Here is an 11,884-nt window from a genome sequence, read left to right on the forward strand (position 1 = left end):
AATAATAAAATGTATAAACTGACATGTTCTGCTTTCTCTTAGATACTTGTCCAATTCACATTATAAGGAGGGATTGTAAAGATAGATGGTATTAAAAGTTAAGTGTTTTTTAAGAGATTTTGTCATTTTTTGCACTCCGCAATTAGCGATTCGCGCCAATCTAGCTTTCTAGCTTTCAACATTACATAAATGTAAATTTTGATGTTAAATCTCTTAGTTTCATACGTTGTTTTTTATTACTTTTAATTTTCGGGAAAAATCCACTAATTAATAGAGTTATAATCCATGCCATTATTAGAATAAAATTTATTGTATTACCGGAATTCAAACTGAAAACTCTCCACAAATAGGCAGCACAAAAAACGAGTACAGCAGTAATAACAAGTAAAAATGTCCTAACTACTAATCCGATGTAAGATTTCTTCTCTTGTTTAAGAATGAAAGTTCTTCTACCTTTGTACAATCTAATTACAAATAACAGCAAATATACACTAAGTATGGCTCCAATAACAATTGATATAATGGAATTACTTTTTCTCTGCTCAGCTAGAGCGAAATGACTTTCAGGTAATTTTCCCGTTTCATATTCAATCCATGCGTGGTAAATATCCTGTCGTAAGTCTATACCACCTTCACCATTTGTAAGGATTACCAATCCATCCTTTGTATTAGGAATGAAACCATAAAAAGAATGCCAGCCTCGATTGTCACCAGAATGATAAAGTAATTTCCATTGATTAGATAGTTTTTTTTCAAATATACCTAAACCATTCTCCCCTAATACCGGCTTTTGCATTTCCTCAACACGTTCACTTTTGATGACACCATTCCCTTTATTATTTGCCTCCATACTTGCAAGTATCAATGTCATCATATCGGTAACATTTGTCTTAAGACCTGCAGCAGCCTGTTCGGTAAATTGGTAACTAGGGAGCTCCTCTCCAAAATATCCATAAGCTTTTGAAAGGTTATGGTTTTCAGGACGTTGTAAGAATGAACTAGATTTCATTCCTAAAGGTTTCATAATTTGTTCTTCCATATAACGATCAAACGGTATTCCGGTAACTTCTTCAATTACAAGTTGTAAAATTGTATATCCGCCACCAGAGTAAATTGTTTCTGAACCTGGTTTATTAGTAATCTCCACTGGTTCATTAAGCCATCCTTTTCCAGACAGAGACTCCTCAATAGAGTCAAGTTGTTTCCCTGGTGCAACCCCGAGGTATCCTTTATGTGCAGCTAGCCCTGCAGTATGACTTAACAATCTTCTTATGGTTACTTCATTATTATTAAACTCTGAATTAGGTAATTTCCATTTGGTTAGAAATTTTCCAGCGGGATCATCTAGTGTTAAACGACCTTCATCTACAAGATGCAAGATTCCCCACGCTGTAAGGTTTTTAGATATGGAACCAGCTTGAAACAATGTATCATCACTCACCGCTTTTTTTATCTTTTTGTCTACATAACCGTAGTTAAGTGTATAAGCAATATGCCCCTCATGTACAATCCCTATTGCAACCCCTGGTACATTATAATTTTCCTGCCATTTTGGTACCTGTTCATCCATCTTTTTCTTGAAATCCTCTATACTCCTATCAGTCAACGTGCCCGATTCTGCCCTCACCACATTTGTAAACCATGCTTCATGCGTAATCAATATGCAAATGATTAAACATAAAATACTTTTGCATATTATCAATGCTTTTTGACTATTCTTCATTTGCTCTACCCCTTTTTTTCAGAATATTCTACCCATCAATCAGAGTATCCCATTCTAATATCCCGTTCTATCGATTTTTATTACTTAACCTTACAAAATTGTAATAAAAACCAAAGTAATACATACTTAAAGGGTTTACTGATTTTTTATCCGAGGACAATGAAATTCATCAACAAGATAGACATGAGGTTATATTTATGGTTTCAGTTAATCCCCCTAAAATACTAGTTCGGTTAATCAATTGGATATATTCCACACTACAAATATTCATTTTATAAAAAGAAGAACCCCACACATTTTGATTAAAATGTGTGGGGTTCTTTTGGCTTCCTTAAATTTTTATGAAAAAGATTGATTATTTTATGTAGCTTACTAAAAAACATTTTGTTTAATCAACTAACAGAACAAGATTAAACACTTAACTCGTATTAGTAATTTTTACTGTTTCTGTTGATAAATATAAAAATACTGCCTAACACACTTAATGAAAGTGCAAAATATAACAACAAATCAGGTAGAAATTGCAAAGGAATAATATCAATTAATTGTAAAACAATAATGGCAAGGATACCTAAATATAGAATATTGTACAAAGCATTATTTGTTTTATATAGAATTTCTCTTCCTCTTTCGTCATTTGCTTCATCACTTGATTGAAATTTTATTACATACATCTTACTTATCACTATTAAACCAAATAACAAAATTTTTAACAACAACATATGTATCACTCCTCTAGATAATCAAATACGTCGGTTAACGGCTTTTCAAATGCATTTGCGATTTTAAAGGCAAGAATTAGAGAAGGGTTATATTTATTCTTTTCAAGAGTAGCGATAGTTTGACGACTAACTCCCACTCTTGTTGCCAGTTCTTCTTGGGTCCAACCTTTTTCTGCTCGACAAACTACAATTTTATTATGCAACAATAGTAACACCTCTTTAGATAATTGTAATTTATTTTTTACAAATTGTAAATTATTTCTTACAATATATTTTTAAAATTAAAAATCCTCATAAAAAAAGACATAAAGATTTCTCCCCATGCCTACTAATCTTCTACTTCTTTACTGTATGTACATAATGCGCTGTTTCAAAAACTTAATAAAAAAGAGAACTACTCTTCAAGCACTTCTCTCTTTCATCCAAACGATACATATAAAATAAATTATTAAAAATATACTATATAAACTCCATAACGTAGGTATTGCAGCTACACTTAAACAAAGAGTTTCAGGTAACAAGCAATCATAAAAGTCTTTTTGTTTAAAAGCGATGTTTTTTTGCCATCGGTTCTATATATGTATTTAATATCCACATTAATACTTTCCATACCTTTTGTTGGCTAGGTGGTAAATGAGCGTTATATACATAGCTGTATTCAATTTGCTGTGTTGCACCACGATTTCGTTTAAACTCTCCAGCCCCAGCACTACAATGACAAATTAAATCTTTTTCGATAGAATCCATTGTAATAAGGAGGGAAAGTATACGATATAAACCTTGTTGCTGGTCAGAGTTTGTATGATAGCCAAGGATTGGCGTTGTCATAACTCCGTCCCTAATAAAATAAGCAATGACACCATCAATTGTATTCCCTTTTTTTATGGCCTTTATCTCAAATAAACGATGCTGAAGAGCATTCCATAAATAAGCGGGTGTAAACATTGGGTTATGGGCGGAATATTTTTCAATATATAGTTGGTTGTATAGCTGGGAAATTTGTAAAATATCCTCCCTTGTTAATTCTTCATTCGTAATAATTTCATAATTGCTTTTCTCTAATAAACTTTTATCATTTAATAAGTCTTTTCGTTTTTTTCGATTCATTTTTTTATACTGTTTCGGATCAAATAAGTATATAGAACGAGACATAATTTTATTGTAACCGACTGTAGATAGTGCTTCTGTCGTTGCGGGATATAATTTGTTATTTAAAGAGCGAAATAGAATAGTATGCTCTGGAAATTTCTCAACTAATACTTTCGTTATTTGTTCGATTTGTTGTTCGTTGATAGAGTGATAAAGATTTGTTGAAAGCATCCAATTATTTACGACAATTACTTTATTAATATTCGTTCGTCTTAGCCAATTTCCCATAAGATGAATCGGATAGGTTAATAGCTTCTCTAGCCATGGTTTTTTCAACTCCCATAGCTCTTCTAACGCATAAGATATGTAATGTGTATAAGGAGAACATACATATGAATTTTCGAACTCTGCGTTATTAAGAGTGACTGGCAAGATGAGATCATCAATTTCTAATAGAAAGAGCTGCGTGTTAACATTTTCAATAAATGCTGTAACGCCCTTTTGAAAAAGAGGCAAGAAACTATCTCGTACATACGCTCCATCTTTTTTGGATTCCCAATCAATGCTATGTAAAGAATGAACATCATGTAACTGAATCATTTATGTTCACCACACCTTACAAAACTTTCTATTCTTTTTAATTTTTTATCATATACTTGAATATCGTAATGTGAAAAGAAAAAATGTGGTATAGCACACTTTTTCGTAGACCATAGTGTATGTAATTCTTGCATTACCTTTGATTGACATAATTCGAGATTTTCAGGTAGTGCTTTAAGTTTAATTTCAATTTTATCTACGTTGTGCTGTATTACTTTAAATTCTTGAATTTCACTAGATGCAAACAAAATTGCTCTTCTAATGAAATCTGGAAAAATAAATATTTCGCTATGATCCACTTCACTTATTCCAATAAATATATCATCACATCGACCATCAATACGTTCTAATGCTAAGAAAGGTGAGCCACAGCTGCACGGCGTCTTTTTCTCAATTAATATGTCATTGAGACGATATCGTATAATCGGCTGTGTTTTCCTCATGAAATCAGTAATAATGGGAACGAATATCCCTTTCTCTTGATCTAAGTATTCTTTTTCAATATGAACGAGGTCTTCATTCATGTGTAATGTCCCCTGCTTGCAGGTGGTAGCAAGAAAACCTTCTGTACATTGGTAAACTTGGTGTACTGTCTGCTTGAAAGTTGCAGAAATAAAGTCTCTATCAATATCTTCAAGCACTTCTGCTACAGAGATAATTTTCTTAGGACAAATTGTAATCAGGCCTTCTTGCTGCCAGTAAGCGATTTTCCGTAACATAGACGGAGGTGCGATTAAAATAGATGGCTTTACTTCATTTAATCGCGTGATATGCTGTTGAAACGAATCTAGTAAATCAAAAAAATGAAATGAGATTCGCTTATTTTTTGTCGCTTCGTATAAATTGCTATTTGCACGTAAGAAAAAAGCAATCGTGTGTTTATGTAGAATGCTAGAAGGAAGCACCTTTCCAATAATCGAGCCAGCCCACAACGTTTGTTCTTCCTCGGAAACGAGAAAAACCCCGCGATTTCCACTAGTGCCTGATGATAAACCGACAGTTATATTACGAATGGTTGGTGAGAAATTCCGGGTCTTCTCTGCTTCAAATGCTATATGAAACGCTTCTTCCTTTGAAATATGGACTGTATTTAATGTATCAAAATGTTCCATCATTACTTCTTTATCAATAATCGGGAGTGCAGACAAATTTCCCTTTTGAATTTCATGTAAAAACGGCTTATATAACTGGCGATAAAAAGGCGACGCCTCTATCGTGAACAAAAGTTGTTTTTCTATTTGTTGTTTATGAAACTGTTCCAATTGTTTGCGATTTGAAAATCTCAAGCCATATTTTGTTTTCAAGTATTGCTTGAGAATCCGTAGTTTATTCATAGTACACCCCTGCTTTAATTTTATCCCATGTATGTTCACAATGAGTGGGTACAATTTCAATCTCAGGTGATGTTTGTGATAAATGGTGTAACTTCTCAATATTCTTCCGGTAAGATTTTGGATCGCTCGTTAAAAGATTGGCAATCTTACTAGGAAAGACAAGGTTTTGATACGTTTTACTTAGCCAAACTGCGTCTGCACAAAGAAAGACAATTTTATTACTCTGTAAATGAACGAATAGACCAAATTGTCCCGTTGCATGTCCTGTTAAGTCAACGGCAAATAATGAGCCATCCTCAAATACATCATACCCCTCCTCAAACTTTCCATATGTAGAAGGTAAGTTAAGGGATGGAGTTTGATCAATGAATGACATTCTTTTCTCTAAATCCATCGGCAGTGTATCTTTTAGACACCCCTTTAATAGAGCACCAAATTTACTTCTCTTTTTAATATCCTCATAAGCTTTTGCGAAGGTTAGTATTTTCGCTTTTGGAAAGTCAGGTAAACCAGCAGTATGATCGCCATGAAAATGAGAAAGAATAATATATTTAATTTCTTCTGGCTGAATACCATCAAGAAGAAGTTGCTGTTTAATAGATTGCTCTTCCGTAAAATGAACAGGCGTAAGTTTTGCATATACAGAGTAAGGAAATTTTTTTGTCGCCTCTTTAAAATGTCCCGCATATCCAGTATCAAATAAAATATATCCTAATTCTGGATGCTCAAGTAACCCTACTGTAGCAGGAAAGCATATTTGTTTCCAACTGCCTTTGGAGTATGCAATTTTTTCTGGATGTGTGCAATATCCTGTATCATATAGCTTTAAAGATTTGATTTTCATTGTATTTTCCACCAGTCTACAAATTTTGTAATTCCTTCTTCTATACTGATTTTTGGAGCATATCCTAGTTCTTCTTTAGCTTTATCAATATTTAATGTCTGGCTTTTTGAAAGGACACTAACGGTATATTTTGTGAGAATAGGTTCTTTTCCGAATAAAATAGTTTTTGAGATTCCTTCTAGTATAGCAGCTAGTGAAAATGCGGTTTTGTAGGAAATTTTTTTATATTTTACTTCCTTATCAAGACGCTTCATTACATTTTCTATGACTTCATATAAATTTACACGCTCGTCATTTGTTATATTGTACTTTTGCCCTAATGTATGTTTTGGGGAATGCATACAAAGAAGTAAAGCATCTACCACATTCTCAACATACGTAATATCTACAAGAACATCTTCAGTACCAATTCTCGGTAAAGCACCCTTTTCACATACTTTAATAAGCCGTGGAAGAATCGCATTATCTCCTGGTCCGAATAAAGCGCGCGGGCGTATTGTGATAACTGGTAAACCATGTGCGAAAGCTTGATCAATAGCTTGTTCAGCCATGTACTTCGTTGTTGCATAATGATTTACAAACGTATCAGGAAGTTTCGCATTTTCTACTACATTTTGTCGCTCATCATAATAAAAATAAATACTTGGTGTTGATACGTGGATAAGGCGTTTTATACCGTATTTTTGACTTCCCTCGATAATATGTTTCGTTCCTAACACATTTGCATTATAAAAATCTTCATATTTGCCCCAAGGGGAAGAAAGTGCACCGCTATGAAAGATATAATCTTTATCTTTACAAACTTTTAGCACACGCTCCCTGTCCTCAAGAGGACAATGAACAAACTCGATTCCATTTTGTTCTAATACCTTACCGATTGTTTTATTTCTTCCCGTTGCCGTTACTTCATAGCCCATATTCTTCAGTCGAAAGGCGAGTTTTTGTCCTAGAAAGCCCGTTCCACCAGTTACTAGCATTTTCATAAATCTTCACCATCCCACGATATGTCATATGTTGTTTGCTCTAAAATAGTCCGTTCATGTTTATAACTTTCACGCCATAATTTATACATGCTAAAAAACTGATAAAAAAATGGTTTCCAATCATTGTGACGATAAACGATATCTGGATAAGAGCATAGAACTTTTAACCATCGCTTACGTTTTTGTTTACTTTTTAAATAAGGAAATCCATATAGAAGCATCGCTAACCGAATTGCACACTCCGAATTTTGTTTTGGAATGAATGAATTGTTTACTTTTTCATAAAAAAAAGCGGGCAATATTTCCTCATCGAATAAATGTAATCCACTTGTAGTACGTGGATTACATTCAATTGGAATCGCATCTCCATTCTCTGTAACGATAAAATCAAAGGCAATTTGTCCTGAGAAATTTAGCTCTTTTACAACATGCGTAACAAACTGGTCAATTTTAGGATGATTCATATGCTGAAACGCAATGGTAGCACCTAAGCCTGCCGTGAATTCCGTTTTATACGTAGAGTGAGCTAACACTTCCCCAGATTGTGCAATACTATAGGAACAATGCTGCGTCCCTTGTATAAACTCTTGCATAATATAATTCGGCTTATGTATCACGCTTTCTTTTAAAGCATCCTCTTTTGTAATAAATTCCACTTTATCAGAAAACCGGGAGTAAATCGGCTTTAATACAAAAGGAGTATGAGCTGGTGTTTTGTGCATCATTGACCTTATCGCTTCTTCATTATTTATTCTATATGTTGTAGGTACTTGCCACCCTAAATTCGCTACGAACTGAATAAACTCCCACTTATTATGCAGGAATGAAAGTTTTTGAAAATCATCTACTAATACATGACAATATGCACTTAATTCCTCTTTATATTTAGATATATAAAATACTTCTTCACAAGTTGGAATAAGCAAATCTACATTGTGATGTTGAATAATGGATAGTAGCGCACGAATACTTTCATTTGTTTTCCACTTTGGAGATGGAATTTCATAAAAGTAATCCGTACTCTTGGAAACTTTACTTAACGGATACGGAATACTATCTGCAATAATAACGGTATGTCCAGCGTTATGAAACAGTCTGCATAAATGGAGAGTTGCTGGTGCACGTGCCCCTGTAAGTAATACTGTTTTCTTAGTATTCAAGAAGGATGCCCCCGATAGAAAGTCCCGCAGAAGTACCTAATAATAATATTTTATTTCCGCGTTGCACTTTCTTTTGCTTAATTGCTTCGAAAAGAGCGACTGGAATAGATGCGGAAATCATATTACCGTAGTCTTCAAAAATGGTCATAAAGCGTTCTTCATCTACCCCTAATTTTTTACGAATAAGTCTCATAGCTGGTCCACTTGCTTGGTGAGGAACAATTAAATCAATATCGGCTAGAGAATAACCAGTATCCATAAGGAGCTTGTCGATAAACTTCATTAAATACTTAGAAGATAGTTTAAAAATGGCTCTTCCATTCATATCGAACAAGAAGTCTTCTTTTCGTTCCTCACTATACTCCCTAGGATGAATCATCGTTCCACCGCCACGAATTTCTGATAAATGCGCACCAGAGCTATATGTTTCCATATGGGAAGCAATAATAGAAGATGAATGATCACCTTTTGTTATGACAACAGCTGCCGCCCCGTCACCAAATAAAATACTGCTTTCATTTTGTCCCCAATTTAATCCAACAGAAGAAATTTCAGAAGAAATAATAACAACATTTTTGTATCTCCCGCATGCCATTGCGTACGAAATTGTATCAAGTGCTGTTATGAAACTTAGACATGTTGAATTGATATCAAAACATGGAATACCAGAATGCTGTAGCCCGAGCTGTTCTTGAATAAGTGATGCAGTAGAAGGAATCGCCTGTTGAATCGTTCCGCTTCCGCAAATAATACAATCGATATCATCCCAAGTTAACTTCGCATCTTCTACAGCTTTTTTTGCAGCTTCCGCCCCCATATAAGAAGACGTTTCTCCATCAACAAAATATCTTGTTTTCACCCCAGCTTTTTTTAACGTCCAGCCTTCTGGTACGTCTAGCATACGATCTATTTCAAGAGAATCTACTTTTCGTTTTGGAAGATATGTGCCAATTCCTTTTATACTAATATATCTTTTCAATTTCTATCGCCTCTTAATCTTTTTATAAATTTAAAAATTCCGTTATATATAACTACTGTTGTGGATACATACAGATGTTTTTGTGAAACTCTGCTATCTCATTATGTACATCTAATTCTATTTTTCTTCAACAAAGAGCCAGCTCTCTACTTGAGAACTGGCTCTTTTTGCATGAGAATTCTTCAAATACATAATCTAGAAAAAACTTTTATATCAATTTAACTATATTATAACAATTATCCGAAAATAATTAATAGTATTTTTTTGTAAATAAAAGTGAATATGTGGTACAAACTTATGTGTGATACTAGTTTATTGAGCAGCAAATATAAACATATGGAACGAACATACATGTAATTTTAACATCTTCTATTTTCTCTTTTGTTTCCACAAAAGTTACTGTAATTTAAAACCTAAAGTATGTATCTTCATATCTTTTATATCTTTTATACCTATTTACTATTCTATCGAGATCGAAATATGATAAATCAAACGTTTGTTTCTAACTCTTTGAATCTATTACCATAATATTTTGTAGCTTTTTCTACCTTTTCTTCTTGATTCATATTGTCCGTCGCCCCTGTTATATCGCACCCATCTAAATCTATAAAAATGCTATTGAATTTACCTAAAATGCCTAAATCAACAGTTTTACTCCAGTAGCCTTCACCATCATTATCGATTATTATCATAGTATCCTCCATTCTGCTTTGTTCATTGCATAAGAAAAAGTGACTCTTTCTTAATAAGAATCACTTCCATTATTATATAATTTGTCTCTCATTAATCCTCAATTTCAATTCCAGCTTGTTTAAATGGTTCTAATACTTTTGGGTAACACATTGAAATATATTCCACTGTTTTTAGATTTTTTAAATTTTGAAATCCTTCAACAGATATAACATCAAATAAACTGTCTTCACCATCCCAATCAGGCTTTAAAATATGATAAATTTCATTTCCTCCATCAAAGCAAAGGGATTCAATCTTTTCCAAATCACTTATTTTCAAAGTTAACTCTTCTAAAAAATCTCTGATTTCAACAATTGGCCCAGCTCCTGAATACCATTCAAAATTATTCGTATGCTTATCTATTAAGTCTTTCAATTCTTTTAGAAATAGTGGCTCTTTATCTAATAAAGCTTCAATTACCACTAATTTAAAATTAAAATCTTGAAACATTTCACTCTTTCCCATTTTAATTTCCTCCTATATTACCCCTGTCCTAGGGTTTTAATCCCCTTTACACAACTATCAAAAAGCACTTTACCTTTTTAAATTCTCTTCATTTAATCCTAACAGTTCTGGTAAAATAAAACACCCATCTTTCCTAATCAATACATCATCAAACCAAATTTCACCACCGCCATACTCTGGTCTTTGAATGTTTACTAAATCCCAATGTATCGCTGATGTATTTCCGTTGTCTGCCCCTTGCAACGAATCTCCAATTGCTAGATGAAAACTACCATTTATTTTTTCATCAAATAACGTATTATTCATCGGATATAGTATGTAGGGGTTAAAAGCCAACGCGAATTCTCCAATATATCTTGCTCCCTCATCCGTACCAAGAATGCGATTTATTCGCTCTGTATCATTTGCATATGCCTCTATTATTTTCCCCTGTTTAACATGTAACTTTATATTTTGAAACGCATAACCTTGTTGAACGGAAACTGTGTTAAATGTTATTACTCCATTTACAGAATCTTTGACAGGTGCTGTATATATTTCGCCATCCGGGATATTATCCGTACCATCCCCCTTTAAGACGCCTATTCCTTCAATGGAAAACTCCAAATCTGTTCCTTCTCCAATTATCCTCACTCGTTTTGTCTTTTCCATTAATTCTTTTAATGGCTCCATCGCTTTCGACATGTTGTTGTAATCTAGCGTACATACATCATAGTAGAATTTTTCATAAGCCTCCGTGCTCATATTTGCTTCTTGTGCAGAAGCCGCATTCGGAATACGAGTTGTCACCCATCTCGTTTTATATACAGCTTCACTATGAGCTTTTCCAAATATCTTTTGATATAACTTCATTTTTTCTGCTGGTAAATCTGCTAATTCATATGTATTTCTGGGACTACGGAGATTAATATACACTTGCATTTTACTTAGTCGATAACATTCCCAATCTGCTAATAACTTAAATTGTTCTTCAGATCCTGATAAAATTAATTGCCTCGTAACAGAAACGTCACGCATTGATACATGTGCATATCCACCTGCTTTTTCCACTGACTTAATAATTTCACGAACTACTTCAGGATTTATTTCTGTAACACTTTGGATCAACACTTGATCACCAGGCTGTACTTTCGTAGAATGGTTAACTAGTATATCTGCTAATTTAGATAATTCTTGTTTCATTATACTCCTCATCCTTCCCTTTCAAAAACTTAGTAAAATAAATCATTCAAGATAGAATTTATAAATTCCAT

Annotated in this window: 11 protein-coding genes and 1 pseudogene; all 12 read right to left on the reverse strand. The window is 33.5% G+C overall.

The window, feature by feature from the left end:
- Positions 1-181: 181 nt before the first annotated feature.
- On the reverse strand, positions 182-1,723 hold the full coding sequence (locus ATN06_RS16195) for a serine hydrolase domain-containing protein (RefSeq protein WP_060631500.1): 1,542 nt from the start codon (positions 1,721-1,723) through the stop codon (positions 182-184).
- A gap of 428 nt (positions 1,724-2,151) precedes the next feature.
- Positions 2,152-2,445, reverse strand: coding sequence for a hypothetical protein (locus ATN06_RS16200; protein ID WP_000925447.1), 294 nt, complete (start codon positions 2,443-2,445; stop codon positions 2,152-2,154).
- 5 nt (positions 2,446-2,450) lie between these two features.
- The gene (locus tag ATN06_RS16205) at positions 2,451-2,651 is read right to left on the reverse strand and encodes a helix-turn-helix transcriptional regulator (protein ID WP_000903048.1); all 201 of its coding nucleotides are present in this window, start codon (positions 2,649-2,651) and stop codon (positions 2,451-2,453) included.
- Positions 2,652-2,988: 337 nt separating this feature from the next.
- The gene (locus tag ATN06_RS16210) at positions 2,989-4,134 is read right to left on the reverse strand and encodes a hypothetical protein (RefSeq protein WP_029438916.1); all 1,146 of its coding nucleotides are present in this window, start codon (positions 4,132-4,134) and stop codon (positions 2,989-2,991) included.
- Positions 4,131-5,468: a F390 synthetase-related protein gene (locus ATN06_RS16215; RefSeq protein WP_060631501.1), complete on the reverse strand. Its 1,338-nt coding sequence runs from the start codon at positions 5,466-5,468 to the stop codon at positions 4,131-4,133. The genes ATN06_RS16210 and ATN06_RS16215 overlap by 4 nt, the downstream gene beginning before the upstream one ends.
- Entirely contained in the window at positions 5,461-6,312 is an 852-nt protein-coding gene (locus ATN06_RS16220) for an MBL fold metallo-hydrolase (RefSeq protein ID WP_060631502.1), read from the reverse strand. Before ATN06_RS16220 ends, ATN06_RS16215 begins: the two co-directional genes overlap by 8 nt.
- On the reverse strand, positions 6,309-7,295 hold the full coding sequence (locus ATN06_RS16225) for an NAD-dependent epimerase/dehydratase family protein (RefSeq protein WP_060631503.1): 987 nt from the start codon (positions 7,293-7,295) through the stop codon (positions 6,309-6,311). The genes ATN06_RS16220 and ATN06_RS16225 overlap by 4 nt, the downstream gene beginning before the upstream one ends.
- The gene (locus tag ATN06_RS16230) at positions 7,292-8,455 is read right to left on the reverse strand and encodes an ATP-grasp domain-containing protein (protein ID WP_060631504.1); all 1,164 of its coding nucleotides are present in this window, start codon (positions 8,453-8,455) and stop codon (positions 7,292-7,294) included. Before ATN06_RS16230 ends, ATN06_RS16225 begins: the two co-directional genes overlap by 4 nt.
- Positions 8,445-9,434, reverse strand: coding sequence for a beta-ketoacyl-ACP synthase III (locus ATN06_RS16235; protein WP_060631505.1), 990 nt, complete (start codon positions 9,432-9,434; stop codon positions 8,445-8,447). Before ATN06_RS16235 ends, ATN06_RS16230 begins: the two co-directional genes overlap by 11 nt.
- Positions 9,435-9,925: 491 nt before the next feature.
- Positions 9,926-10,126: pseudogene (locus tag ATN06_RS16240) on the reverse strand (hypothetical protein); the annotation flags it as partial.
- 91 nt (positions 10,127-10,217) lie between these two features.
- Positions 10,218-10,631, reverse strand: a complete 414-nt coding sequence (locus tag ATN06_RS16245) for a DUF6892 domain-containing protein (protein WP_000520202.1) — start codon at positions 10,629-10,631, stop codon at positions 10,218-10,220.
- 69 nt (positions 10,632-10,700) lie between these two features.
- Positions 10,701-11,813 carry an aminopeptidase gene (locus ATN06_RS16250; RefSeq protein WP_060631507.1) on the reverse strand — a complete coding sequence of 371 codons (1,113 nt, stop codon included), beginning with the start codon at positions 11,811-11,813 and terminating at the stop codon, positions 10,701-10,703.
- Between the last annotated feature and the right edge of the window lie 71 nt (positions 11,814-11,884).

It is taken from the genome of Bacillus thuringiensis (assembly GCF_001455345.1).
GTDB classification, from domain to species: Bacteria; Bacillota; Bacilli; order Bacillales; family Bacillaceae_G; genus Bacillus_A; species Bacillus_A thuringiensis_N.